The organism is Crossiella sp. CA198 (assembly GCF_052078295.1).
GTDB lineage: Bacteria > Actinomycetota > Actinomycetes > Mycobacteriales > Pseudonocardiaceae > Crossiella.
Map to the genome: position 1 here is coordinate 138,275 of NZ_JBQJIM010000009.1, position 26,151 is coordinate 164,425.

Annotated in this window: 21 protein-coding genes; 4 read left to right on the forward strand and 17 right to left on the reverse strand. The window is 70.1% G+C overall.

Going from position 1 to position 26,151, the window contains the following annotated elements:
• The first annotated feature begins 60 nt into the window (after window positions 1-60).
• Window positions 61-951 carry an aminoglycoside phosphotransferase family protein gene (locus ACTOWY_RS16975; RefSeq protein ID WP_441310589.1) on the forward strand — a complete coding sequence of 297 codons (891 nt, stop codon included), beginning with the start codon at window positions 61-63 and terminating at the stop codon, window positions 949-951.
• Between the two features lie 29 nt (window positions 952-980).
• Here ACTOWY_RS16975 and ACTOWY_RS16980 read toward each other — a convergent pair whose 3' ends face one another.
• The 4 genes from ACTOWY_RS16980 to ACTOWY_RS16995 form a co-directional block, all read right to left on the reverse strand.
• The gene (locus tag ACTOWY_RS16980) at window positions 981-2,129 is read right to left on the reverse strand and encodes a hypothetical protein (RefSeq protein ID WP_441310590.1); all 1,149 of its coding nucleotides are present in this window, start codon (window positions 2,127-2,129) and stop codon (window positions 981-983) included.
• Entirely contained in the window at window positions 2,126-2,695 is a 570-nt protein-coding gene (locus ACTOWY_RS16985; RefSeq protein WP_441310591.1) for a DUF4365 domain-containing protein, read from the reverse strand. The genes ACTOWY_RS16980 and ACTOWY_RS16985 overlap by 4 nt, the downstream gene beginning before the upstream one ends.
• Window positions 2,696-2,860: 165 nt before the next feature.
• Complete coding sequence (locus tag ACTOWY_RS16990) at window positions 2,861-3,376, reverse strand: GNAT family N-acetyltransferase (protein WP_441310592.1); 516 nt, start codon at window positions 3,374-3,376, stop codon at window positions 2,861-2,863.
• A gap of 18 nt (window positions 3,377-3,394) precedes the next feature.
• Window positions 3,395-3,607: a citrate/2-methylcitrate synthase gene (locus tag ACTOWY_RS16995; protein WP_441310593.1), complete on the reverse strand. Its 213-nt coding sequence runs from the start codon at window positions 3,605-3,607 to the stop codon at window positions 3,395-3,397.
• A 201-nt stretch (window positions 3,608-3,808) separates the two neighbouring features.
• Here ACTOWY_RS16995 and ACTOWY_RS17000 point away from each other — a divergent pair, with 201 nt between their 5' ends.
• Window positions 3,809-4,033, forward strand: coding sequence for a hypothetical protein (locus tag ACTOWY_RS17000; protein WP_441310594.1), 225 nt, complete (start codon window positions 3,809-3,811; stop codon window positions 4,031-4,033).
• Here ACTOWY_RS17000 and ACTOWY_RS17005 read toward each other — a convergent pair.
• The 3 genes from ACTOWY_RS17005 to ACTOWY_RS17015 form a co-directional block, all read right to left on the reverse strand.
• The gene (locus ACTOWY_RS17005; protein WP_441310595.1) at window positions 4,023-7,871 is read right to left on the reverse strand and encodes an nSTAND1 domain-containing NTPase; all 3,849 of its coding nucleotides are present in this window, start codon (window positions 7,869-7,871) and stop codon (window positions 4,023-4,025) included. The two genes, ACTOWY_RS17000 and ACTOWY_RS17005, sit on opposite strands and share 11 nt — an antisense overlap.
• A gap of 268 nt (window positions 7,872-8,139) precedes the next feature.
• Complete coding sequence (locus tag ACTOWY_RS17010; protein WP_441310596.1) at window positions 8,140-9,081, reverse strand: glycoside hydrolase family 6 protein; 942 nt, start codon at window positions 9,079-9,081, stop codon at window positions 8,140-8,142.
• Window positions 9,082-9,106: 25 nt separating this feature from the next.
• Window positions 9,107-11,293, reverse strand: coding sequence for a glycoside hydrolase family 9 protein (locus tag ACTOWY_RS17015; protein WP_441310597.1), 2,187 nt, complete (start codon window positions 11,291-11,293; stop codon window positions 9,107-9,109).
• A gap of 215 nt (window positions 11,294-11,508) precedes the next feature.
• Between ACTOWY_RS17015 and ACTOWY_RS17020 the strand changes: the two genes are divergently transcribed.
• Complete coding sequence (locus ACTOWY_RS17020) at window positions 11,509-12,504, forward strand: LacI family DNA-binding transcriptional regulator (protein WP_441310598.1); 996 nt, start codon at window positions 11,509-11,511, stop codon at window positions 12,502-12,504.
• Window positions 12,505-12,674: 170 nt separating this feature from the next.
• Here the strand turns inward: ACTOWY_RS17020 and ACTOWY_RS17025 are convergent, their stop codons facing one another.
• The 9 genes from ACTOWY_RS17025 to ACTOWY_RS17065 form a co-directional block, all read right to left on the reverse strand.
• On the reverse strand, window positions 12,675-13,004 hold the full coding sequence (locus tag ACTOWY_RS17025) for a hypothetical protein (protein WP_441310599.1): 330 nt from the start codon (window positions 13,002-13,004) through the stop codon (window positions 12,675-12,677).
• Window positions 13,005-13,117: 113 nt separating this feature from the next.
• Window positions 13,118-14,992: a DUF2264 domain-containing protein gene (locus ACTOWY_RS17030; RefSeq protein ID WP_441310600.1), complete on the reverse strand. Its 1,875-nt coding sequence runs from the start codon at window positions 14,990-14,992 to the stop codon at window positions 13,118-13,120.
• Window positions 14,989-15,999 (reverse strand): hydroxyacid dehydrogenase, encoded by a 1,011-nt coding sequence (locus ACTOWY_RS17035; protein ID WP_441310601.1) that lies wholly within the window; start codon window positions 15,997-15,999, stop codon window positions 14,989-14,991. Before ACTOWY_RS17035 ends, ACTOWY_RS17030 begins: the two co-directional genes overlap by 4 nt.
• Entirely contained in the window at window positions 15,996-16,862 is an 867-nt protein-coding gene (locus ACTOWY_RS17040; RefSeq protein ID WP_441310602.1) for a carbohydrate ABC transporter permease, read from the reverse strand. The genes ACTOWY_RS17035 and ACTOWY_RS17040 overlap by 4 nt, the downstream gene beginning before the upstream one ends.
• Complete coding sequence (locus ACTOWY_RS17045) at window positions 16,859-17,752, reverse strand: carbohydrate ABC transporter permease (protein WP_441310603.1); 894 nt, start codon at window positions 17,750-17,752, stop codon at window positions 16,859-16,861. Before ACTOWY_RS17045 ends, ACTOWY_RS17040 begins: the two co-directional genes overlap by 4 nt.
• A complete protein-coding gene (locus ACTOWY_RS17050; RefSeq protein ID WP_441310604.1) occupies window positions 17,749-19,077 on the reverse strand; it encodes an ABC transporter substrate-binding protein in 1,329 nt (442 codons plus the stop codon). The genes ACTOWY_RS17045 and ACTOWY_RS17050 overlap by 4 nt, the downstream gene beginning before the upstream one ends.
• A 96-nt stretch (window positions 19,078-19,173) precedes the next feature.
• Window positions 19,174-20,385: a substrate-binding domain-containing protein gene (locus tag ACTOWY_RS17055; RefSeq protein ID WP_441310605.1), complete on the reverse strand. Its 1,212-nt coding sequence runs from the start codon at window positions 20,383-20,385 to the stop codon at window positions 19,174-19,176.
• 664 nt (window positions 20,386-21,049) lie between these two features.
• Window positions 21,050-22,918 (reverse strand): ABC transporter ATP-binding protein, encoded by a 1,869-nt coding sequence (locus tag ACTOWY_RS17060; protein ID WP_441310606.1) that lies wholly within the window; start codon window positions 22,916-22,918, stop codon window positions 21,050-21,052.
• Window positions 22,915-24,648, reverse strand: a complete 1,734-nt coding sequence (locus tag ACTOWY_RS17065) for an ABC transporter ATP-binding protein (RefSeq protein WP_441310607.1) — start codon at window positions 24,646-24,648, stop codon at window positions 22,915-22,917. Before ACTOWY_RS17065 ends, ACTOWY_RS17060 begins: the two co-directional genes overlap by 4 nt.
• A gap of 88 nt (window positions 24,649-24,736) precedes the next feature.
• Between ACTOWY_RS17065 and ACTOWY_RS17070 the strand changes: the two genes are divergently transcribed.
• Entirely contained in the window at window positions 24,737-25,354 is a 618-nt protein-coding gene (locus tag ACTOWY_RS17070; protein WP_441310608.1) for a TetR/AcrR family transcriptional regulator, read from the forward strand.
• On the opposite strand, the gene ACTOWY_RS17075 is transcribed toward ACTOWY_RS17070, so the two are convergent.
• The gene (locus ACTOWY_RS17075; RefSeq protein ID WP_441310609.1) at window positions 25,329-26,120 is read right to left on the reverse strand and encodes an isocitrate lyase/PEP mutase family protein; all 792 of its coding nucleotides are present in this window, start codon (window positions 26,118-26,120) and stop codon (window positions 25,329-25,331) included. The genes ACTOWY_RS17070 and ACTOWY_RS17075 overlap by 26 nt on opposite strands.
• Window positions 26,121-26,151: the final 31 nt, after the last annotated feature.

Here is a 26,151-nt window from a genome sequence, read left to right on the forward strand (position 1 = left end):
CCACTCGGCCCCGGCTTTATTCAGCGGCGCGTTCCGGCCCCGGCGGCCAGGATGTCCACTGTGGTCACCAAGATGCACGCCGACGAGGTTGAACTGGACGTCGCCCGGGTCCGGAGCCTGCTCGCCGGGCAGTTCCCACACTGGGCCGGCCTCCCGCTGTCCCGCCTGGCTTCGGCGGGCACCGACAACGCGATGTTCCGCCTGGGCGCGGACATGGTGGTCCGCCTGCCCCGGATCGCCGGCACGGCGGGCCAGGTCGCCTTCGAACAACGCTGGCTCCCCCGCCTGGCCCCCGAACTCCCCGTCCCGGTCCCCGTGCCCCTGGGCCACGGCCTGCCCGGCGCCGGATTCCCTTGGCACTGGTCGGTTTTCCGCTGGCTGACCGGCGAGAACCCCACCGTCGACCGCCTCGGCTCCCCCGCTCAACTGGCCACCGACCTGGGCGCGTTCATCAACGCCCTGCACCGGATCGAACCGGACGGCCCGCCTTGCTCCCGCGGCCGCGCACTGTCCACAAGGGACGAACCCACCCGGCAGGCCCTGGCCCAGCTGGACGCGGAGATCGACGTGCCAGCGGCGACCGCGTTGTGGGAGCAGGCATTGCGGGCTCCGGAGTGGTCCGGCGCACCGGTGTGGCTGCACAGCGATCTGTCCCCCGGCAACATCCTGCTCGACCAGGGCAGGCTCAGCGCTGTGATCGACTTCGGCGCTGCGGGCACCGGGGATCCGGCGGTGGACCTGATCCCGGCGTGGAATCTGCTGCCCGCGCGTGTGCGGGGTGAGTTCCGGGCGGCGGTGGGGGTGGACGCGGCGACCTGGGCGCGTGGGCGGGGGTGGGCGCTGTCGATCTCGCTGATCCAGCTGCCGTATTACCTGCACACCAACCCGGTGCTGGTAGCCAGCTCCCGGCACGTGATCCGGGAGATCCTGACCGAGGCTGCCGTCGCGTAACAAGCCGTAACGCTGAGGTGGGACCAGAACTAGCGATTCAAGAATCTGGGATCCACGGTGATCGTTCCGGTTAGTCGCCAAGCGCCACGCTCGAACACAAGATCGCCGGACACCACGACCGGAAGCCTGCTCTGGTGGGCCCGGATCGCCCACTCGTATTCCCTGCCGGATAGAGGCACGTGGACCTTACGGGCCCGGCCTCCGACATGGGTGGCCAGCACAATGCTGGTGGTCTCCTGATCCCCGTCGCCGAGATCGTCCCGGTTGAGTGTGCGGACCACACCAACCAGCGTCTCTCGCCGCGGTGGCTCCTCATTGCGCACCAGCCGCTCCCGGACACGAGGCAAGCCCGCCATCGCGTTCCGGTCGACGACGATATGCGAGGTCTCGACCGCGGGTGGGGTTTCGGCAGCGGCCCAGTCGAACGAGAGGTCCAACGCGCGCAATGCCTGCGGCTGGGTCAGTTCCATCAGTGACTCCACGAGGCTGGCGCTCAAGCCCAACTGCTCGGCTTGATCGAGTGCACGCTCGTCCCAGTCAAGGGCCAGTCGCCGCGCCGACTGGAGGCCCGTGGCCAGGGTCGTCATCACCCTGCGGGGAAACGCCACCGCCGGTGTTCCGTCCGCATGCGGTGGCTGCGCGTCACCGAGACGGGTCACGACGGTGAACACGAAGCTGCCTTGCTTGGTGTGCCCGAGACGGATGTCGTCTTCGAGGAAGTCCGTGACCGCGGCCGACCTTCTGCCTCGGTGCGAGTGGTTGGGGTCGTCGGTGGTCGTCGCGGCGGCTTTCAACATCCTCAGCAGAGCGTCCAAGGTGGCTTCTGCCTGCCGGAACGGGATGGTGCCGTCGACCATCTCCTGGTCGAGCCGCACGAAGAACAGATCCGCCCGGGTGGCGGCGATGCGCTCAGCCAGTTCCGCTGGGGCCCAGTCGTAGATCGCGCCGAGCGCCCGGAGGGTGTCGTGGAATCGCTGGGGAAAGTCAACGTAGTCCGTGGCCAACGGCAGCATGATCCGCCCAAGGTGACCATGCTCGCCGGGGAGCCGCCAGATCTCTTTGACGTCTTGGTCGCGAGTCTCCAGTTGCCAGTCCTGCGTGGCGAGATACTGAGATACGGCCAGCGGCGACAGGATGGCAGCGATGTCGCGGTAGCCATCAAGCGAGGTGCCGTTCACCACTGACCCCCTTCACCGATCCGCTGCATGATGCCCTTGAGTTCGCCGACATCGAACAGATTACTTCTGCGGAGCCGCACCGTCTTGCTGGCATGATGGTCCTCGATCGTCCCGAGGTTCGCAGCATGTTCCCAGTACATACGACCGGAGCTGGTCAGTCCGTCCTCCGAGAGGTCCAGCCACCGGTCGGGATCCTCCGGTATCAGCAGCACACCGAGAAACGCCGGCGCGAACCGCTTGGGGTTCACCAGTTTGAGGAACCGGTCCCGCTTCAGCGGCCACGTCATGTGATCGTTCTTGAGCAAACTGTGCTGAGTCGTGCACTTGAGCTGCAGCTCGAACTCAGGGCAGTAGTACCTCTCGTACTCGGCGGAAGCCACGATCGTGATGTCGACGCCGTCGTAGTCGGTGTCATGGCTCTTGATCGAACAGCCCGCCGCGGCGACCACCATGCGCACGAAGGCCAAACTGAACTGCTCCTGCCGCGCCGCCACCGGCAGGCCGCCGTCTGGCACCACTGTCAGTGACTCCACTCGAAGCCCGGCGCTGTCATCAACGTCGGTCATGCCCTCGCTCCCCCCTCAAACCGCAACCGTCGGCACGGTATCGCACCGCTGGCCGTCGACCGTCGGTTCAAGACACGTTCGCCCGATCGGTGCTGATCCACTCCAGGGCAGCCCGCGTTCGGGACTGATCAGCAGTGGCGAACGCGGAGGTGTCCCAGCACGCGATCAGTCCGCCTGGTGGGTCCAGATCTCCAGGAACACGACCGCACCATCCCGTTCCAGCCGCTCCGGTTCCCCCGGCGCGAGCTGATACCCCGCCGACCGCGCAACCCCCTTGCTCGGATCATTCGTCGTGTTGATCCGGAGCCGGATCTCATCCAGCCCCAGCACATCGTGCCCAAACTCCGTCAACACCCGGGTCGTCCGCACCGCCAGTCCCTGCCCCCGATGCGCGGGCCCCACCACATACCCCGCCTCAGCCCGGGTCGGCGCCAGAAAAGCCAGCCCCAGCGCGGTCTTGCCGTCCGTGGTGATCGCCAGGTGCAGACGATTGTCCTCTGCACGCGTGCGGCGGATCATCGCCAGGTAGTCGGCCGGGTCGAAGGGACTGGGGATGGGGGTGTTCGCGTGGATCTCGGGGTGGTCGAGGAGTTCGGTCATCACTTCCAGGTCGGCGTCGTTCCATTCGCGGAGTACCAGGCCGTGGCCGGTGAGGGTGAGGGGCCAGGCCAAGGGGTCCACGGGTTGCTCCTGTCGGGATCAGGGTCGGTCAAGATCACGGTACGGCTTGCCGTGGTAACCGGCCAACACGGTTTTGGGCAGCGGGCCCTTGATGCGGGCGCCGCCCTCATTTTCCTCCCAGGCGTGGGCCAGGATGCCGACGCTGCGGGAGAGCAGGAACAGGCCGCGGGCGAGTTCGGCTGGGAAGCCGAGTTCGGCGTAGATGATGGCGGTGGCGCCGTCGATGTTCATCGGGATCGGCTTGGACCGGTCTGCTGCCAGGGCTTTTTCCAGGGCCAGGCCGGCGGTGAGGGCGTTGCCGGGGACCTCGCCCGCGTCGACGGCGGCCAGACCTGGGCCATCTGGCTGGCGCTGCTGATCACCCTGGGCATCGGCCAGTCCGCGATCCTGGGTTCCCAGCCCGCGTTCTTCGCCGAACTCTTCGACACCAAGGTGCGCTTCAGCGCGGTCGGCGTGGCCAACAACATCGGCACCGTGCTCACCGGCGGCCTGGCCCCGCTGCTGGCCACCGCGCTGCTGTTGTGGTTCGACCACAACGTCTTCGGCGTGGTGGTGTTCGTGGCGCTGATGAGCGGGCTGACCGCGGTCACGGTGGCGCTGGCCCCGGAGACCCGGCACGTGGAACCGGCGCGGGCGGCCGTCCCGGCTAACAGGTAGGCCGGCGCGGCAGGTCCAGCAGGTGCCGCTGCCACTGCTGTTCGGTCAGCTGCCCGGTGCTGGCGCAGATCCGGTCCACCGCCTTGGTCACATCCAGTTCCAGCAGCCGCGCGATGTTCGTGCCGTCGCCGACGACCAGATGCCGGTCGTCGGCGCGGAAGGCGAGCACCGAACCCGCGTTGTTCCCGGTGCTGATCGGCCCGCCGATCGCACTGGGGCTGGCCGGATCCGACACCCGCCACAACCGCATCGTGCTGTCGTTGCTGGTGCTGGCCAGGGTGCCGCCGTCGGGGCTGAAGGTCATCGCGGTGATCTGTTTGGTGTGTCCGGACAGGGTGCTGAGCTGACGCGGGTTGGCCGGATCGGCGATCGACCACAGCACAATGGCGTCCTCGCGGTAGGACAGCGCCAGGGTGCGGCCGTCCGGGCTGATCGCCAGCCGGTCCACCGGGCCGGGCATGGTGAACCGGCCGCGCCGCACCGGGTTGGCCGGATCGCTGACATCCCACAGCTGCACGGTGCGGTCCAGACCCGAAGTCACCAGCAGGCGCCCGTCCGAGCGGTAGGCGAGCACCATGACCTCGCGCTCGTGCCCGTCCAGCGTGCCCATTTTCCTGGGGTTGCGCGGATCGCTGATGTCCCACAGCCTGCTGGTCTGATCGGTCTCGTTGGTCGCCATGGCACGGCCGTCCGGGCTCAGCGTGATCCCGCCGGTGAAGGCGGTGCCCAGGGTGAACTCGTGGAGCAGCACCGGATCGTCCGGCCTGGTGAGGTCCCACAGCCGCAGCAGCGAGGTGTTGCTGAGGGTGGCCAGCAGGCGACCGCCCTTGGCCAGCCGGAGCTGGGTCGGGCAGTCCTGGCACTTCCTCGGCGTGTTGACCGCGGGCAGCTCGGCCACCGTCCGGACCGGCTCACCCTCCACTGTGGACCAGATCCGGATCTTCTGGTCCTTGGCCCCGGTCACGGTGACCCGCCCGTCCTGGCTGACCACCACCGAGTCCATCGGCTCCTGGTGCCCGATCAGCACCGCCGCGGGCAATGCCCACAGCCGCACCGTGCCGTCACCGGCGCCGGTGGCCACGGTGCGGCCGTCCGGACTGAAGGCCAGCGAGTAGATGGTGCCGCCGGTGCCGGCCAGCGGCGGCCCGATGCTGGTCACCGCGGTGGGATTGGCGACGTTCCACAACACCGCGAGCCCGTCCCCGCCCGCGGTGGCCATTATCGTGCCCTCCCGGTTGAACGCCACCTGCCACACCGCGCCGTTGTGCCCGCTCACCAGGTTGAACAGCGGGCTGCCGTCGGCGACCCGCCACAGTCGCAGGCTGGAGTCCCGGCTGCCCGCGACCAGCGTCTGACCGTCGGGGGTGAAGGCCGCGGTGTACACGCTGTCGCTGGCGCCGGTCAGGTTCCGCGGTCCGCGCAGCTCGCCGCCGGTCAGTTCCCACAGCCGGACCGGGCCGTCGCCGCCCGCGCTGACCACGGTGCGCCGGTCCGAGCTGAACGCCAGCGCCCACACCTCGCCGTCAGCGCCCTGCCGCGGGCTGCCCAGCGGCCGCGGCCTGGCCGGATCGGTGAGGTCCCACAGCCGTACGGTGCCGCTGTCCTGCCCGGTGGCCAGCACCTGCCCGTCCGGGTGGAAGGCGGCGATGTTGACCCGCTCCTTGCCCTCCGGCGCCACCAGCCAGCTGGTCACCAGCACGGGTGCGGCCGGGTCGGTGAGGCGCCACAGCCGCACCCTGCCCTCGGCCCCGGCCGCGGCCAGCAGCTTGCCGTCCGGGCTGAACACCACGGTGCCCAGCAAGCCGCTGTGCCCCTCCAGCGGCGGTCCCCACGGCCGCACGTTCGCCGGATCGCGGAAGTCCCACAGCCGGACCGTGCCGTCGTCCCCGGTGGTGGCCAGCATCTTCCCGTCCCGGCTGAAATCGGCCTGGAAGACCTCGCCGACGTGCCCGGTCAGGCTCTCGGCCAGCGGGGTGTTGCGGGTGCCGACCAGCCGGGTGTGCACGCTCTGATCCTGCGGGCGCAGCCGGTGCGCGGCCAGGTTGAGCTGCGCGGACAGCGAGGGATCGCTCGCGGCGAGCCGGTCGGCCTCGGCCAGCACGTGCCGGAAACTCGCGTCGTCGCGCTGCCGTTCGGCGGTGGCCCGTTGCTGGAAGGCCACGATCGCGGTGGTGGAGGCCAGGATCGCGAAGGCCACCACCGCGGCCACGAGTTGCCGCAGCCGCCGGGTCCGCCGCCGCTGCCCGGCCGCCTCCTCCTCCCGCGCCTGCTCGGCCGCGGTGAGGAACTCCCGCTCCCGCACCGTCATCGCCTCCCCGCCGCCGGCCGCCCAGGCACTGGCCTGGGCCAGGCGGACACCGCGGTAGAGCGCGGCCGGATCCCGGTCCAGGGACTCCCAGGTGTCGGTGGCCTCGGTGAGCAGGCGGTGCGTGCGCAGGCCCTCGCGGTCGGCGGCCAGCCAGTCGTGCAGGCGTGGCCAGTACCGGATCAGGGCTTCGTGGCTGATCTCCAGGCCGTCCTGGTCTGCGGTGACCAGGCGGGCGGAGACCAGTTCGGCGACCACGTGCGCGGTGTCCGGGTGCTCGTCGAGTTCCCGGTGGTAGAGGCGGCGTTTGGTGTCCTCGGTGCCTTCGCCGAGTGCGGTCAGCCGCAGGAACAGGTGCCGGGCCACGGTTTGCTGGGCCTGGTCGAACCCGGCGTAGGTGCCCTCGGCGGTGCGCGCGATGGCGTGCGCGATCCCGCCCGCGGCCTGGTAGCCGACCGAGGTGAGCGTGGTGCCGTGCCTGCGCCGCCAGGTCTCCAGCAGCGCGTGCGAGACCAGCGGCAACACCCCCAGCTGCCCCGCCGTCTCGGCCATCACGGTGGCGACCAGGGCGTTCTCCAGGCGGTAACCGCGGTCCATGGCGGGCCGGGTGATCGCCTCGCGCAGCTGCTCGGTGGTCATCGGGCCGAGCAGCACCTGCCCGTCCTGGATGGCCTCGACCAGCTCGGCGTGCGCGGCGCAGTGGGTGTAGAAGTCGGTGCGCGCGCCCAGCACCACCCGCACCCGGCTGGTCGGCGCACTGGCCGCGTGCAGCAGCATGGCCAGGAACAGCTCGCGTTCGGCCGGGTCCGCGCAGAGGGTGAAGACCTCCTCGAACTGGTCCACCACCACCAGCAGGTCCACGCCCTCCCGGTCGGCCAGGGCCTGCCGGACCCGCAGGTGCAGGTGCTCGGCGCCGCGGCCGAACTCCGCGCGCAGCACGGCCGCGGATTCGCCGGTGAGCGCGGCCAGTTGCACCGCGCATTCCTCCACCGGCTGCCTGCCCGGCGACATCAGCAGCACCGGCGGCGGGTTCTCCCCCTTGCGCACGGTGGCGATCAGCCCGGCCCGTAACAGCGAGGATTTCCCGGCCCCTGACGCGCCGAAGACGGCCAGGAATCGCCGCAGGGCCAGGCGGTGGATGAGTTGTCCGACAATCTCGGCGCGGCCGAAGAAGCGGTCCGCGTCCGTGGCCTGGAAGGCGGCCAGGCCGACATAGGGCGCGTCGGTTTCCACCGGCGGCGGCTTTTCCGCCTCCTCGTCGGGCTGGGCCAATTCGGCCGCGACCCGGTGCCAGCGGGATTCCCATTCCCCGGCATCGCCCGCGCAGGCCCGGACAAAGGCCAGGGTCGCGGCGAGACTGGGCAGTCGTTTGCCGCCGGCGGCATCGGCGAGGGTGGTGGCCGAGTAGTGCGAACGGCGGGCCAGTTCCCGGTAGGTCGGGCTGCCCGCGGCCGTGCGCAGGGCACGGAGGTCGCGGGCGAAGCCGGTCAGCGGGTCATCGCCGGAGCCGAGCGGTTGTTCGGTGCGTGGCATGCGGGTCCCCCAGCAGGTGGTGCGTTGTCCGGAGCCTGTTGTACGACCCCCACCGTCGTGACACCGGACAACCCGAAGGCAGTAGACATCACCCTGTCGCATTCAGCAGCGGGATGCGGCAACTCACAGAAACACGCGTCATCCGCAGGGGGCGAGGCTGTCAGCGCCGGGCGGGCTGTGACAGCCATCTGTTGGTGGTGGCGTGTGTGGGGGGCCGCCGCCGTGCCGGATAGCTGGGGGTTATCCGGCGCGGCGGCGGCCGAGGGGGTCAGCTGCCCTCGATCAACCTGATCGCGAGCGCGGGACTGAACTGACCGGCGGGAATGCCAGGGCCGATACCGCAGTCGCCGTCGGAGTTGCCGGGGGTCTTGACCCACAGCAGCATTTCCGCGCCGCCGCCGACCTGGGCGGGCACGCCGAGTTTCCGGCCGGGCGGATTGCACCACTGCCCGTTGTGGCCATTGCCGTTGCGACTGGTGTCGATCACGAATTTGGCTGGGTAACCCAGGGCGGCGACCACCGAGTTCGCGTAGCTCTGGGAGGCGGCGGTCGGGTAGTAGTTGGACACGTTGACCGCGAAGCCGCGCACGTCGCGCACCCCGGCGGAGTTCAGCCGGGTGGCCATGGTGGCGGCGGGCACCCAGCCGGCGTTGCCGCCGTCGAGGTAGGCGAAGGTGTTCGGGGCCTTCTGCCGGAGCTGCTGGGTGGCGTAGGTGAGCATGCCGAGGCGTTCCTGGATGGCGGCCTCGCTCATGCACTCGAAATCACCCAGCGCGTCCGGCTCGATCACCACCACCGCGGGTTTGGCGCCGATCCCGGCGGCCAGGCTGGAGATCCAGGTCCGGTAGGCGGCCGGACTGCCCGCGCCACCGCCGGAGTGGCCGCCGCAGGCGTCCCTACCGGGCAGATGGTAGGCGACCAGGACGGGCAGTTTGTCGTGGCTGTCGGCCGCGCCGACGTAACTGGCCACGGTGGCGCCGATGTTGGCGTCCGCGCCAAACCACCTACCGATCGGTCGGTTCGCGATCGCGGACTGGATCCGCGCGGCGCGGGCGTCGCCGGGGTTGTTGCGGGCCCAGACCGCGGGCGCGGAGTTCGGGTTGACGTAGAAGCCGCTGGTGAGGTCGATCGGGTTGGCCGCGAGCGCGGGTGGCGCGGTGGCCAGGAGCAGGGCGGTTGCGGACAGGGCCAGCCGGGCGGTCCACGACATTGTGGAATCCCTTCGGTTGCGGTGGTCAGCGGGTGTCGGCGAAGGCCGCCACCCAGGCCAGGGCGGAGTTCCAGTTGATCGCCACCTCGTTGGTGGAGAAGGAGCCGATGTCGTCCAGGTAGCACTTGGCCGGGGCGCAGCCGGGCAGGTTCTGCTGGGCCACCGGGTCCTGCAGCCCGGGGTTGGGGCCGCCGGCCAGCGCGCCGGCCGGTGGGTTGGGCAGGGTGGGGTCGAGCTGGTTGGCCCAGTGCCGGTGGTGCTGGTTGCGGCTGGCCCGTTCGCCGTAACCGCTGACGAAGGACTGGTTGAGCGCGTTGCGGCCGAGCAGGTAGTCCATCGCGGCGAGCACCGCGTCCCGGTAGCCGGGCCTGCCGGTGAGGTCGTAGGCGGTGGCGATGATCATCGCGTGGTTGGCGGTGGAACTGGTGGAGCCCCAGGCGTACTCGCCGGGGTTGGGGTAGCCCTGCCCCTGCTGGTGCCGCACATAGCCGTCGGCGACGGTCAGGATTCGTTGGCGGGCGGCGAGAACGCGGTCCAGGGGGAAGCGCAGGGGGTGTCGGGCGATGGTCAGGTCGGTGAGGCCGCCGGTGTCCTTCCAGGAGAACCCGGCCGGGGTGAGCGTGCTGGTGAGGTGGCGCAGGTAGCCCGGTTCGCCGGTGCTGGCGTGCAGTTCGGCCGCGGCCCAGGAGAACTCGTCGCGCACGTCGGTGTCGTCGTAGGGCCCGCCGCCGGCGGTCTCCCTGGGCGCGAACCGGTCCGGGTGACGCAGTGCGGCCTGCCACGCGGTGTTGGCGGCCTCCCGGCAGCGCTGGGCGAAGGCCCGGTCCCAGCGGGTCCAGATCCGGGCGCAGCGAGCGGCCGCCGCGGCCAGGTTGAGGGTGGCGGCGGTGGACGGCGGGTGCAGGTAGCGGGGTTGCGGGTCCAGGTGCGGCAGCAGCGGGTGCCCGGTCCAGGCCAGGTCGTGGATCTTGTGATGGGCCATGCCCGCCAGGGGTTGCCCGGCCGGGACCTGCATGCGCAGCAGGAACTCCAGCTGCCAGCGGGCTTCGTCGAGCACGTCCGGGATGCCGTTGCGCTGCTCGGGGATGCGCAGCAGGCCGTCGCGCTGACCGGTCAGGTCCCAGCGGTCGCTGGCGCGTTCGTAGAGGTCCAGGAGCTGCCAGACGGCGAGGCCGCCGTTGACCACATACTTGCCGTGATCACCCGCGTCGTACCAGCCGCCACGCACGTCCAGGGTGTGGTCACACGTGCCGGGCAGGCAGGGCACCGCGGTGTCGCCCTTGTTCGGCGCGAGGTCCAGGTGCCCGGCCGGGCGGGCGTGTGCCGCGCCGACGTGCTGGGCCTCGATCGGGATTCCGCTGCGGTTGTGGAAGAAGTACTGCAACGCGTCGCGGCGCAGCTGCTCGTAGGGCCGGTCCAGCAGGTCGAACGGCTCGCTGACTTCCTTGCCCACCACCAGGGTGTAGCCGGTGCCCCTGGTGCGGAGCTGGGAGAAGTCGGCGTGGTGCAGGTGATCGCGGGAGGCGGGATCCTGGCCGTGCACCCGGGTCCGGCCGGTGGCCACCACCGCACCGGCGGCGTTCTTCACCTGCCACGGCAACGATTGCGTTGATGTGTCCACAATGGAGGCTTGTTTCGGGCCGTCGGCCTGGTAACCGTGCTGGTTGACCCGGACGGCCGAACCGTAGTGCCAGCCGCCACCCGGCGGGATCACACCGCCAGTGAGCGAAACGTTGTCCACACACAGGGTGTAGGGCTGGGTGGCGCCGCCTGCCTGGAGCGACACCTGGGCGTGTCGACTGGCCACAGTGGACAGTCCGGTGAACTCGAAGGTCTGCGGGGTCTCGGTGAGCGTGACCTGCTTGTTGATCGTGCCGCTGTGCGGTGGCGCGGTGAGTTGCAGGCTGATCCGGATCGCCGCTTTGCCGGTGGCGGTGAACCGGAGCGTGTAGGGCTGACCGGCTTCCAGAGGGATCTCGTTCTGGCCGATCATGGCGTCCCACGGATTTATCGTCCCGGCTGGGATATCCGCGCACAGGCGACCGGCCTCGACCCGGGAGGGCGTGTTGCCGCTGCTCCACCACGGGGTTTTGCCGGTGTCGAAGGTGCCGTTGAGCACTCGCTGATAGGGCTGGGCGTGTGCGGGCGGCGCGAGGCCGATCAACAGCAGGGGCAGCAGAGCGGCCACGGACAGCCTGCGGGTGGTGGTCATACCGGGGGACCTCTCGGGTCGGCAGGGGTCCCGGCACAGCACGGCGTCAGTGCCGAATGGTCGACCCTGGTGGTCCCGGCTGTCAACGGTTACGCTGCTGTAAGCGCTTCCAATTTCACCCTGCACTCCGGCTCTAGCGACGGCGTCACCGCAGCTAGACGGCACCGTGTAATACTGTTATCGCTTCAGACAGACCGACTGATGGGGTCCGATCCATGACCGAGCGGCCACCCACCCTGGACGCGGTGGCCCAGCGCGCGGGCGTGTCCACCGGCACGGTGTCCCGGGTGCTCAACAACGCCCAGCACGTCAGCCAGAAGGCGCGCCAGGCGGTGGAGCGGGCGATCGAGGAACTGGGCTACGTGCCCAACACCGCCGCGCGTTCCCTGGCCGCGCGGCGGCGCGGTGCGGTGGTGCTGGCCATCTCCAGCGAGGACCCGGCACTGACCGCCAACCTGTTCTTCGCCGAGGTGATCACCGGGGTGAACGCGGTGATCGAGGAGACCGACCTGCAACTGCTGCTGGTGCTGGCCGCTTCCCAGCGCGGCCAGGACCGGTTCACCAGGGTGCTGCACGCCGCCGACGGCGTGCTGCTGCTGGCCCTGCGCGAACACGATCCGCTGAGCAAACTCGCCGCGGACAGCGGCCTGCCGGTCGTGCACGGCGGCCAGCCACTGGGCCACACCCCTCGGCACTACGTGGACGCGGACAACCGCGGTGGCGCCCGGCTGGCCACCGAACACCTGATCTCCCTTGGCCGCCAGCGGATCGCCACCATCACCGGCGGCACCGACCAGCAGGTCGCACTGGCCCGCCACCTCGGCTACCGCGAGGCCCTGGCGCTGGCCGGACTGAGCGACAAACGGTTGGCGCACAGCGACTTCACCGAGTCCGGCGGCGCGGCCGCGATGACCAGGCTACTGGCCGAACACCCGGACCTGGACGCGGTGTTCGTCGCCTCCGACGCGATGGCCGCCGGGGCGCTGACCGTGTTGCGGGCCCAGGGCCGCCGGGTGCCGGCGGACGTGGCGGTGGTGGGATTCAACGACATCCTGACCGCGCAGCACACCCAGCCCACGCTGACCACGATCCGCCAGCCGATCGAGGCACTGGGCCGGGAAATGACCCGGATGCTGATCCGCCTGATCAACGGCGAGCAGCCGACCTCCCTGATCCTGCCCACCGAACTCATCCGCCGGGACTCGGCCTAGGCAGTTGACCCGAAACCCGGTCCGTACCTCACCGGCGTGTTGGCCGTTGTCGTACCCAGTCTTGGCCGAACTGGTACGCCCTTCAGCCAACACACCGCCCACAACGGCCAACACGGCGTCCACAACGGCCAACACACCGTACGACAACGGCCAACACGGTGCGGGGGTGGCTAGGCCAGGCGGAAGCTGCGGGCGGGGAAGGTGGGGAAGGAGTGCAGGTCGTTGGCGGGGATGGTGATCGCGTGGCCGGTGCAGTCGGTGCTGCGGAAGAACTTCAGGGTGTGCGGGGTGTTGTTGAACTCGGCGCGCACCACGAAAGACGTGGTGGTGCAGGCGGTGCTGGGCGCGGGGTGCAGTTCGGTCTGGCCGGAGAACTGGATCGTCTCCCACACCCGCAGCCCCGCCGGGTGGGCCGGGTCGGCGGCGGCCGGTGCGGCCAGGCCGAGCGAGCCTGCCAGCGCGAGTACCCCTGCGGCGTAGCTGATCCTCTTACCGCGCACTGATTTCTCCTCACTGAGTGCCACTGGTCGATCGCGCTCCGAGCATGTTGGTTCAACATGAAAGTTTCAAGACCAATGTCCTGGAGGGCTGAGCTGGTGGCCCATCGGGACATTCAGCGCAGTACCGGTAACGCGGGTTCGCCGCTGAGCACGGGTGCGCCGAGGTCGATCCGCAGCCGGGCGCCGTCCCCGGCCCACACCAGCTCGATCCAGTCCGCGCCCACGGTGATCTCGTTGAGCGCCTTGGCTTTCGGCGCGCCGCTGAGCGTGGCCACCGCGAGGTGCAGGGTGGTGCCGCCCGCCGTGCCACACAGCCGGGGCAGGGTGGCGAACGGGGTGTAGGCCGTGCCCTGTGGCGCGCGCACCTCATCCTGCTCGGTCCACCCGTGCAGTCCGGCCAATCCCGAGCGCACCAGGGAATCCGGCCCGGTGGCCCAGCCGGTCAGCTCGACCGCGGCTCCCTGCGGCGCGCCGACCACCCGGTGCACCCGCAGTTCGACGGCGCCCTTGGCCACGGTGAGGCTCTCCACCCGCAGTCCGGGCACCATCGGCGGGCCGGACGGGAACACCGGGCGATGCCAGGACGCCGCCCAGCCCCAGCCGTCCCCGGTCCCGGCGCCGAGTGGCCGGATGCGGCGGCGGACACTGCGGATACCCTCGACCAGGACGCTGAAGTGGTTGTCCGCCGGGTTGGTCTTCGCGGTGGGGCCGGTGTGCGTGGAGTAGACCAGGCGGCCGTAGTGCGGGTCGTCCTGGGCGGCGGACTCGGGTTCGTGCGGGCGGACGTGGTCACTGCCGTGGTTGTGCAGCCGGACGATCCCGTCCGCCCTGGTGGTCTGCACCAGCAGTCCCGGGCCGGGCAACGCGAGCACCCGATCCGGGCCCTCCACCGGCGCGGGCTGTTCGACCTCTGTCCACAGTGGATGATCCGGTGCGGCGAGCAGGCAGAGGAAGGCTTTCGAGGCCCAGTAAGGGGATCCGGGTCCGGAATAATGCTGGAGCGTGGGTTCGTGCGGGCCGTGCCAGCCGAGGCTGAGCAGGCCGTCGGTGACCGAACCGCGGTCCAGGAAGTAGCGCAGCGCACCGCTGAGCACCCGGCGGGAGGCGCCGGGGGTGAGCGGGGTGTCGCCGGTGAGCGCGCCAAGGCCGATCGCGGCGGTGGCGGCGAAACGGTAGGTGAGCGACCGTCCGAAGTGGATCGGCGCGCCGTCGCCGCCGAACAGCAACGAAAAACTGTCCAGGTGCTCGCGCAACCTGGCCTGGTGCACGGTGTCGCGCTCCCCCGCCAGGTGCTGGTCCAGGACCGGATACAGGTGCAGGGCCCAGCCGTTGTAGTGGTCGAAGGCGCGGCCGTCGCCGTCGGCGTACCAGCCCTGGCCGCGATACCAGGTCTCCAGCAGCTCCAGCGCACGGGTCCGGGCCCGTGCCGTGTGCGTGCTGGCGCGGCCGACCGATTCCAGGAATCCCGCGACGGTGTAAGGGAAAAGGTACCAGTTGTTGGGCGCCGGCACGTGGGTGAGCGCGTCGTGCAGCCAGGCCGCCACCCGGTCCTGGGTGGCCGGATCCAGGTTGTCCCACAACCACTCCCTGGTCAGCCGCAGGCCGAGGGCGACCGAGGCGGACTCGACCATGGGCTGGCCGTGGATGTGGTGATCGCGGATCAGCGGCCAGGACTCGTGATCGTCCCGGCCGGGTGTGGCCGTGCCCGCGGCCAGTCCCTCGGCATAGCGGCCGAGCCAGCCGTGCGGGTCGGCGCCCTGCTCCCCGGCCACCCGGAACGCGGCGGCCAGGAAGGTGCGCGCGTAGCCCTCCAGGCCGTCGGAGCGCACGCCGCTGTGCGCGGGCCTGCCGGGCAGATCCAGGCGGGCGCCGCGCGGACTGGCCCAGCGCCAGGCTGCGCTGAGCAGTCCGTCGGCCGCGGCCACCCAGTGCGCGCGGGTGAAACCGGTGTGCGGACTCAGGTTCCGGTCCTCTTCGGGTAGTCTCATGCCAGCCGGTCCAGCCTTTCGCGTTGTACCGGGTGGGCGAATCCGGCGCCCGTGCTCCAGAGGGCGATCTCGGCGGCGGCGTGTTCGGCCAGCCGCCCCCACTCGTTGCCCTGGGATCCGGCCAGATGTGGGCTGATGAGCACATTCTCGCTGTGCCACAACGGATGTTGCTTGGGCAGCAGCTCGGGATCGGTGACGTCCAGCACCGCCCGCACCCGCCCGGCCAGTGCCGCGGCGGCCAGTGCCTCCTGGTCCACCACCGCGCCGCGAGCGGTGTTGATCAGCATCGCGTCCGGTCTCATCGAGTCGATCAGCTCCCGGCTGACCAGGCCGCGGGTGGCGGGCAGCAGCGGGGTGTGCACGCTGACCACGTCGCCGCGGGCGAACAGCTCGGGCAGGCTCACCGGCTCGACACCGAGTTCCCAAGCCTCCTCGTCCGTGACATACGGATCATGCAGCAGCACCCGGAAATCGTAGGGGCGCAACAGTTCGATCACCCGGCGGCCGATCAGCGAGGCGGACAGGATGCCCACCGTGCGACCGAAGTTGCCCAGCGACCTGGAGGTGCGCAGCCACCGGCCGGGATCCTCCCCGCTGGCCCGATACTCGCGGGCGCGTTCGAGGACCTTCTTGCCGCTCAACAGGATCATCGCCAGGGTGTACTCGGCCACCGGCAGCGCGTTGGCCGCGGCGGCCGAGGACACCTCGATGCCGCGGTCCCAGCACGCCTGCGTGACGTATCCGCGCACGGTGCCACCGGTGTGCACCACCGCACGCAGCCGGGGCGCCATCGCCAGCACCTCGGCGGTCAGCGGCGGGCAGCCCCAGCCGATGATCAGGATCTCGGCCTCGGCCAGCGCGGCGCGGGCGGTAGCGGTGTCGAAGTCGGCGAGCACGACATCCGATGCCAGGTCGCACACCTGGTCGAAGGCAGCCAGCGCGACCGGGTCGAGCACGGCCTCGGCGGCCTCCGGCGACATGGCCAGCACGGCTCGTGGGCGGCTCACTTGACCGCCCCCGCGGTCAGGCCGGAACGCCAGAACCGTTGCAGTAACAGGAAAGCCACGATCAGCGGCAACACCGCCAGTAGCGAACCCGTGATCACCAGCGGGTAGTACTCCGGGGACACCCTGGCCGCGCTGTTCCAGGTGTAGAGCCCGAGGCTGACCGGGTAGAGCTGCTGGTCGGAGAGCATCACCATGGGCAGGAAGAAGTTGTTCCAGATCGCGGTGAGCTGGAACAGGAACACCGTGACCACGCCGGGTCCGAGCATGCGCAGCGCGACCCGGAAGAACATGGTCAGCTCGCCGGCGCCGTCGATCCGCGCGGCTTCGAGGACCTCGCCTGGCACGTAGCCCTGGCTGAAGATCCGGCCCAGGTACACGCCGAAGGGGTTGAACAGCACCGGGATGAACACCGCCCAGAAGGTGTTGACCAGTCCGCTGGCCGAGGCCATCAGGTACAGCGGCAGCGCCAGCACGGTCTGCGGCACCATCACCGCGGCGAGCACCAGTCCGAAGAGTTTTTCCTTGTGCCGGAACACGTATTTGTCGAAGGCGTACCCGCAGGCGATGCTCACCACCGCACTGATCCCGGCCCCGACCCCGGCGTAGAGCAGGCTGTTGGCGTACCAGCGACCGAACAGTCCCTTGTCCTCGGTGAAGACGTCGGTCAGGTTCTGCCAGAAGGAGAAGTTGGTCAGCGACAGCACATCGCTGTTGAACAGCGCGTCCCGGTCCTTGGTGGCGGCCAGCAACAGCCACAACACCGGCAGCAGAGTGTAGAGCACGAACAGGCCGACCACGGTGTTGACCGCGATCCGGCCGAACAGCCGAGGGCGCAGCGCGGCGGGCAAATCGTTGGCGCTCATGCGGTCTCCCCACGGGCGGCGGTCCGGTTGCTCCAGCGGGTGATGCCATAGGACAGCGCGATGGTGGCCAGCAACAGGATCACCGAGGCGGCCGCGGCCAGGCTGTAGTTGTTGCGGGTGAAGGCCGCGTCGTAGATGTACATGCTCGGCGAGAACCGGGAGCTGATCATCGGCGTGGACTGGCTGAGCAGCATGGGTTCGGTGAACAGTTGCAGGGCCCAGATCAGGGTGAACATCGAGACCATCACGATCGAGGAGCGCACCAGCGGGACCTTGAGCCGCAACGCGGTGCGCACCGGCCCTGCCCCGTCCACCACGGCCGCCTCCACCACCTCGCGCGGCACGGCCTGCAGCGCGGCGTAGAAGATCACCATGTTGTAGCCGAGGTTGCTCCACAGCGCGATGTTCACCATGGACGGCAGCACGGTCCGCACGCCGAGGAAGTCGACGGTGATGTCGGCCTGCGCCAACACCTCGATCACCGGGCTGAGGCCGGGGGTGTAGAGGTAGAGCCAGATGATGGCGGCGATGATGCCGGGCACCGCGTGCGGCAGGAACAACGCCAGCTGGGCCCAGGCCCGCAGCCGCGCGGCGCCGGAGTCGAGCAGCAGCGCCAGGCCGAGCGCGCCGAGGACCATCAGCGGGATGTAGAGCAGGCAGTACAGCGCGACGGTGGCCATGCCGCCGAGGAAGGTCGGGTCGGTGAGCACGGCCAGGTAGGCACGCAGGCCGATGAACACGGTGGACTCCGGGCCGAAACCCAGGCCCGGCTGGTCGTCGCTGAAAAAGCTCAGCCACACCGCGGTGCCGACCGGCAGCAGGAACACCAGGATGAACAGCACGAAGAACGGCGCCATCAGCAGCGCGCAGGCCAGTCCGCCGCGCTTCACCCGGTCACCTCGGTGGTGGTCAGGCCCAGCGCCCGCAGGTCCGGCATGGTTCCGCTGTGCGCCTCCCGCACCGCGTCGAGCAGGCTGCCCTGGCCGCCGCCGGCGCGGGCGAAGCCGTCGTGCATGAGCTTGAGCGTGGCGGTCATCCGTGGTCCCCAGGTCCAGCCGTCCCGGATCTTGCGGGCCTCGGTGTCAAAGAGCCGATAGATGTCCTGGCCGCCGTAGTAGGCGCGGTCGAAGGCCTGGCTGCCCACCTCCACCAGCGCGGACGCGGCCGGGTACTGGCTGCTGGTGCCGCTGGACAGCCTGGCGCGCAAGGACTCCGGCTGCGAGACCTGCCACTCGATGAACTCCATCGCGGCCTCGGGGAAAGCGCTTGCCTGAGTGACCGCGAAAGTGGATCCCCCGTGCGTGGCAACGGACTCCCGGGTCACGCCGTCCCATTGCGGCATGGGCGCGATCTTCCACAGCCCCTTCTGCCCAGGCCGGGCGTTCATCTGCGCACCCGCGTCCCAGGCGCCGGTGAGCCGGGTCAGCACCCGGCCCTGCCCGATCTGGGCGTCGGCGTGCGTGCTGTCCGCGGCGTTGGTGTAGACCAGCCCTTCGTCGATGAGCTGCTGCCAGTAGGCGGCGACCCGCCGGGTGGGCTCGTCGGCGATGGAGACGTTCCAGGCGCCGCCGGTGGTGCTGAACCACTGTGCCCCCGCCTGCCAGGAGAACCCGGCGAACTGCGCGCCGCCGTCGGTGGCGAACAGCGCCAGCCGCCGGTCCCCCGGCAGCCCGCGGGCCACCTTGGCCAGTTCGGCGAACTCGCTCCAGGTGCGTGGCACGGCGAGGTTGTGCTGGGCGAACAGGTCGGCCCGGTAGTGCAGCACCATCGGCTCGACGTCCAGCGGCACCGTGAACACCCGGTTCTCGAACGTGGTCAGCCCCCACGCCTGTGGCAGCAACCTGGCCCGCAGCCGATCACTGATCAACCCGGTCAGATCCCGCAACACCCCGTCAATGGCGAATCCAGGGACCTGGGGGTACTCGATGGTGGCCACATCCGGCGGATTCCCGGCGCGGGCGGCGTTGCTGAGCTTGGCGTACCCGCCCTGCCCGCCCGAGGGCACCTGCTGGAAGTCGACGAAGATCCGGTTCTGCGACTTGTTGAACGCCTCCACCACCTGGCGGCTGCCCCGTAGTGAGGACCAGAAGGTGATCCGCACCGGCCCGCCACCCGGCCCCGGTTTCCGTGGCGTGGGATCCGGACCGCAGGCGCCGAGCACCGGAAGCGCGACGGCCGCGGTCAGCAGCGAACGACGGCTCAAGCGAGTCGACATCGGCGCCTCCGTTGGCAGGATGAGGTCACCGAATCCTGATCGCCTGAGCATTTCAGGTCAATAGAACGATCAGACAAACTCAAACCGATCAAACGATCAAATCGATCGGGTGGACCCCCGCACCTTGAGGTCCGGGATCAGCTCCACCCGGCGAGCCCGCCATTCGCCCGGGGTGGCCAGCCGGTGCAGGAGCAGCTCGGCGGCGGCGCGTCCGACCTGGGCTTTTGGTGGGGCGACGGCGGTGAGGGGCGGGCTGCCGAGGGCGGCGACGACGTCGTCGTAGGCGACGATGGAGCAGTCGTCGGGGACCCGGATCCCGGCTTCGGCGAGTTGCTGGACGAGCATGAGTGCGTCGACGTCGCCGTGCAGGATGGCGGCGGTGGCGCGGTGCTCGCGCAGGGTGGCGGCCAGGGCGGGTGCGGCTTCGGGGGGCCCGGACAACCGCGGCCTCCAGCCGCCTGCCGCGGCGGCGATACGCGACGCGCCCGCCTCGTGCAGCGCCGACCCCGGGTCGACTCCGGCCGGGATCCACCCGGCGGCGATGGCCAGGCTTGGCTCGACCTGCCCGGATGGCGCCTCCGCCCCCGCGTCCGCCGCGCTCAGGACCACCACCCAGTCCTCGATCTCCGCCCGGTACGAGGCGATCTCCGCGAACGCCGCCCGCAACGTCCGCGCGGTCGGACTGTCATCCCGCGCCGCCAGCACGATCCGCCGGTGTCCCAGCGCGACCAGGTGCGCCACCGCCAGGTGCATGCCGTACCAGTGGTCGGTGCACACCGAGTCCAGTCCGTGCAACGCGCTGCCCGGCCAGGGCCTGCGTTCCATCAGCACCAGGGGGACCCGCACCGCCGCCAGCCAGTCGTCGGCGAGTTCGGCCGCCGTGGTCCGCCAGCGGGGCGCGATCAGCAGGCCGCGCACGTCCTCGGCCAGCACCCGCTCCACGATCGGCCGCTCCGCGCCTGCGACCTGCGGCGCGATGTGCAGCACCACCCGCATCCCGGCCTCTTCGAGGGCGGTGCGGGCGCCGTGCATGGTTTCGTGCAGGTAGGCGTGCCGTTCCGGGACGACCAGGGCGACCGCGCCGCCCTCGGCGGGCGGGGGTGCGGGGGTGGGTTCGGGGGCGCGCAGGGAGCGGGCGATGCCGTGGCCGCGGCGGAGGGTGCCCGCCTTGGCGAGTTCCTCGACGTCGCGGCGGATGGTGACGACCGAGACGTCCAGCTCGGTGGCCAGGTCGGTCACCCGGACCGAGCCACGGGACTGGACGGCGGCCAGGATCCGTCGACGCCTGGCCTCGCTTGGCTCTCGCATCCGGTACCGCCCGTGTTCGTTTGATCGTTTGGCGGAGCATAACCGCGGATGAGCGACCATTCGCAATGTAGACGTTTTCGGTGAGCGGTTGATCCGATGGGTGGCGATCGCTGGTTTGGCGAGCCGCTGGCGCCCGGGCAGGACGGCGGGACAGGTCGGGACGGGGCGGGCGAGTTCGAGATTGAAACAAGGGTTGTGAGTGGTCGACCGCTCATGGTGGCGGGGTTGCTGACGGAGGGATAACAGATGGCGGGGCGGGGCGGCAGGCGGCAGGGCGGGCGGGGCGGGTTCGGATTGAAGCAGAGAGCATGAGTGGTCGACCACTCATGGCACCAGGGCTGTAGACGGCGAGGCAGGCAGGCAGGGAGGCAGGCGGACGGGCGGGCGCGCGGGCGCGCGGGCGCGCGGGCGGCAGATGATCGGGGCCGCGCGAGTGTCGGCGGATTAGCCCACGCCGACAGCGACTCCGCCCCCAGCGCTCAGCGCGCGGCGCCCAATACACAACGGGCAGCGCCCGACGGCCAGCGCCCGACGGGCGACGGGCAGCGGGCAGCGGGCAGCGGGCAGCGGGCAGCGCCCGATGGGCGACGGGCGACAGGCGACCTGACCCTTCTGCCCGACGAGCACAGCGGGGCGGCCGGAACACCCCGGCCGCCCCGCTCACTCACGGCGTCGCGTTGAACTGCGCCGAATACAACCGGTGATAAGCCCCTTGCGCCGCAAGGAGTTGCTCGTGATCCCCCTGCTCCACGATCCGCCCCGACTCCATCACCAGGATCACGTCCGCGTCCCGGATCGTCGACAACCGGTGTGCGATCACGAAGCTGGTGCGGGCCGTGCGCAGGTTGGCCATCGCGTGCTGCACCAACGATTCCGTGCGGGTGTCCACCGAGCTGGTGGCCTCGTCCAGGATCAACAGGGACGGGTCGGCCAGGAAGGCACGCGCGATGGTCAGCAGTTGCTTCTCACCCGCGCTGACGTTGCCGCCCTCCTCGTCGATCACCGTGTCGTAGCCCTCCGGCAGGGTGCGCACGAAGTGGTCCACGAACGCGGCCTTGGCCGCGGCCAGGATCTCCGGCTCGGTGGCGTCCGGGCGGCCGTAGGCGATGTTGTCCCGGATGGTGCCGCCGAAGAGCCAGGTGTCCTGCAGCACCATGCCGATCTGGCCGCGCAGGTCCTCCCGTTTCAGGCTGGTGATGTCGGTGCCGTCCAGGGTGATCCGGCCGGCGTCGAGTTCGTAGAAGCGCATGATCAGGTTGACCAGGGTGGTTTTGCCCGCGCCGGTGGGTCCGACGATGGCCACGGTCTGACCCGGTTCGGCGACCAGGGACAGGTTCTCGATCAGTGGCTGATCCTTGCTGTAGGAGAAGCTGACCCGCTCGAACTCCACCCGGCCATGTCGTTGCGCCGGAAGGGAGTTCTCCACCGGGTCGGGCTTCTGCTCCTCGGCGTCGAGCAGCTCGAAGACGCGTTCGGCCGAGGCCACGCCGGACTGCAGCAGGTTGGCCATGGAGGCGACCTGGGTCAGCGGCTGGGTGAACTGGCGGGAGTACTGCAGGAACGCCTGCACCTCGCCCAGGGTCATCGCGCCGCTGGTGATGCGCAGGCCGCCGACCACCGCGATGAGCACATAGCTGAGGTTGGACAGGAACATCATCGAGGGCATGATCAGCCCGGAGATGAACTGCGCGCCCAGGCTGGAGCCGAACAGTTTCTCGTTGCGGCTGGCGAACTCCGCCTCGGACTCCCGCTGCCTGCCGAAGACCTTGACCAGCTGGTGACCGGTGAAGGCCTCCTCGATGTGCGCGTTGAGCGCGCCGACCTCACGCCACTGCGCCACGAACAACTTCTGCGAGCGCTTGCCGATCTGGGCGGTGATCACCATGGACAGCGGGATGATCAGCAGCGCGATCACCGCCAGCAGCGGGGAGATGGTGAACATCATCACCAGCACGCCGACCACGGTCAGCAGTGAGGTCAGCGACTGGTTCAGCGTTTGCTGCAACGTGGTGGAGATGTTGTCGATGTCGTTGGTGACCCTGGACAACAGCTCACCGCGGGGCTGGCTGTCGAAGTAGCGCAACGGCAACCGGTGCAACTTCTCCTCGACATCCTCGCGCAGCCGGTACACCACCCGCTGCACCACCCCGTTGAGCAGCAGGCCCATCAGGTAGGCGAACGCCGCGGCCACCAGGTACAGCCCGAGCACCCAGGTCAGCGCCACGCCGAGGGCGGCGAAGTCGATGTGCGCGTTGGCATCGCCGCGCATCCGGCCGAGCACGCCGTTGAAGATGATGTCGGTGGCCTGCCCCAGGATCTTCGGCCCGGCAACGGAGAAGCCGACGCTGAGCACGCCGAGGGCGAGCACGGCGAACAGTTTCGGGCGCTCCGGCCGCATCCGGCCGAAGAGCCGTTTCGCCGAGGACTTGAAGCTCTTCGCCTTGCCCATCGGCATGCCCATGCCGGGAAACCGCCCGCCCATGGGCCCCGATGCCGGTGGCCGGGGGGCGGTGCTCGTGGTGGGGGCGCTCATGCCGCTTGCTCCGGAGTCAGCTGGGACTGGACGATCTCCCGGTAGGTCGGGCAGGAGTCCAGCAGTTCGTGGTGGGTGCCGGTGCCGACGATGGATCCGTTGTCCAGCACGATGATCTGGTCGGCGTCCAGGATGGTGGACACGCGTTGCGCCACCACCAGCACGGCCGCCTGCCCGGTGTGCGGGCGCAGTGCGGCGCGCAGCCGGGCGTCGGTGGCCAGGTCCAGCGCGGAGAAGGAGTCGTCGAACAGGTAGATCTCCGGTTCGCGCACCAGGGCGCGGGCGATGGACAGGCGTTGCCGCTGCCCGCCGGAGACGTTGGTGCCGCCCTGGGTGATCGGCGCGTCCAGTCCGCCGGGCATGTCCGTGACGAAGTCCTTGGCCTGGGCGATCTCCAAGGCCTGCCACAGTTCCGCGTCACTCGCCGCCGGGTTGCCGTAGCGCAGGTTTCCGGCCACGGTGCCGGTGAACAGGTAAGGACGTTGCGGGACAAGGCCGATCCGCTCCCAGAGCAGTTCCGGCGCGACCTCGCGCACATCCACCCCGTCCACCAAGACCGCGCCCGCGGTCACATCGACCAGTCGCGGGATGAGCGAGAGCAGGGTGGTCTTGCCAGCACCGGTGCTGCCGATGATCGCGGTGGTCTGCCCGGCCCGCGCGCGGAAGGACACGTTGTGCAGCACGGGTTCGGCGGCGCCAGGGTAGCGGAACTCGACGTCCCGGAACTCCAGTTCGCCGTGCCCGCGCAGCTCGCGCACCGGGCTGTCCGGCGGCCGCACCGAGGACTCGGTGTCCAGCACCTCGTTGATCCGCTCCGCGCACACCGCGGCGCGCGGGATCAGGGTGGCGATGAAGGTGGCCATCATCACCGACATCAGGATCTGCAGCAGGTAGTTGAGGAAGGCGGTCAGCGCGCCGATCTGCATCTGCCCCAGGTCCACCCGGTCCGCGCCGAACCACAGCACGGCCACACCGGAGACGTTGAGCACCAGGATGACCACCGGGAACAGCAGCGCCTGCACCCGGCCCACCCGCAGCGCGGTGTCGGTGAGCGCGTCGTTGGCCACGGCGAACCGCTTGGTCTCACTGGGTTCCCTGACGAAGGCACGCACCACCCGGACGCCGGTGAGCTGCTCCCGCAGCACCCGGTTGACCTGGTCGATGCGGTCCTGCATCTTGCGGAACTGCGGCACCGTGCGGGAGATGATCAGCCCGATCGCGATCACCAGCACCGGCACGCAGACCAGTAGCAGCCAGGACAGGCCGAGGTCCTCGCGCAGCGCCATCACGATGCCGCCCACGCACATGATCGGCGCGGTCACCAGCATGGTGCACACCAGCACCACGATGATCTGCACCTGCTGCACGTCGTTGGTGCTGCGGGTGATCAGCGAGGGCGCGCCGAAGGTGCTGACCTCGCGGGCGGAGAACTCGCCGACCCGGTGGAAGACCGCGGCTCGCACATCGCGGCCGAAGGCCATCGCGCAGCGGGCGCCGAAGTAGACCGCGCCGATCGAGCAGAGGATCTGGAGAAGGGTGACGGCCAGCATCCAGCCGCCGGTGGACAGGATGTAGCCGGTATCGCCGGTGGCGATGCCGTGGTCGATGATGTCGGCGTTCAGGCTGGGCAGGTACAGCGAGGCGATCGTGCCGATGAGTTGCAGCACGAGCACCGCCGACAGCTCCCGCGTGTACGGCCGTAGATAGGTACGTAACAGTCGGTTCAACACCGAATACCCCACAGAAGAAACGTTCCGTATCTTACTTTTCCAACGTAGACTCCCCAGCTAAGAAACGCAACGTACTTAAAGGGGCAGGGTGAGCGAGCCGAAGTCGCGCCGCCGCGGTGCCGAGCTGGAACAGGCCATCCTGGACGCGGCCTGGACCGAGCTGAGTGAGACCGGGTACAACCGGCTCACCATCGAGGCGGTGGCCGCACGAGCCGGGACCAGCAAGCCGGTGATCTACCGCCGCTGGTCGAACCGGGCCGAACTGGTCCTGGCGGCCTGGAACCGCAGGCTGCCCGCACGAATGGACCCGCTGCCCGCGGACACCGGGTCCCTGCGTGGCGACCTGATCAAGATGTTCAGCGAGATCGCGCGGCGGATCGAGGGCATGCTCAGCGAGATGCTCGCCGGGGTGATGGGCGAGACGTTCCGGCACCCGGAGATCACCGCGGTGCTGCGCGAACGCCTGCACGACTCACCACTGGCCGAGGTGCTGACCAAGATCCTGCGCGAGGCGGCGGCCCGAGGGGAACTGGACCCCCTCGAACTGTCCCCGCGACTCATCCAGCTGCCGATCAACCTGGTCCGCCTGGAGGCCATCCACGGCGGCGAGAAGATCACCGACGACACCGTGCACGCCCTGGTGGACGAGGTCTACCTGCCGCTACTGCGCGGACTGGAACTCACCGCGCGCGAAACAACGAGTTGACCTCGCCGAAGGGCAGGCCGTCGGCCAGCGCGCCGTAGCCGCCGGTTGTCAGGAGTTCCCGCGCCGCCCGTTCGGTGGCGGCGAGCGCGGCCTGCGCGATGCCCGAGCCCACGCTGACCCTGGCCACCCCCAGCTCACCAAGCCGGGCCACCGAAGGAGCGCCGGGCATGGCCATGATGTTGAGCGGGCCGTGCAGGGCTTCGACCAGCGCGGCGATGGTGTCCTCGGCGATGACGCCGGGCACGAACACGCAGTCCGCACCGGCGGCGACGGCGGCGTTGCCGCGAGCGATCGCCTCGGCGAGGGCTTCGGGACCGCTGCCGCCGAGCAGGTAGACGTCGGTGCGCGCGTTGAGGACCAGGTCCGCGTCGGCCTTGCGGGCTAGCCGGATCCGGTCCGCGGCGGCGGCCGGGTCGAGCAGCACGCCGTGCGCGGAGTCCTCGACGTTGACCCCGGCCACGCCCAGTTCGGCCAGCTCGGCGACGGTGCCGGCCAGATCGTCGTAGCCGCCCTCGACATCGGCGGTGACCGGGATGGCCACCGTGTCCAGGATGGCGCGCACGGCGGCGATCATCCCGGCCCGGTCCAGGCCCTCGCCGTCCGAACGGCCGTGCGCCCAGGACACGCCGGCGCTGGTGGTGGCGATGGCCGCGGCGCCCGCGGCCTCGATGACGCGCGCGCTGGCCGGGTCCCAGGCGTTGGGCAGGACCAGCGGGCGGAGTTCGTGCAGCCGCCGGAACTCGGCGGCGTGGTGGGTTCGGCTCACTCCCCCAGCTTGTGTGCCGGACCGGCACCTG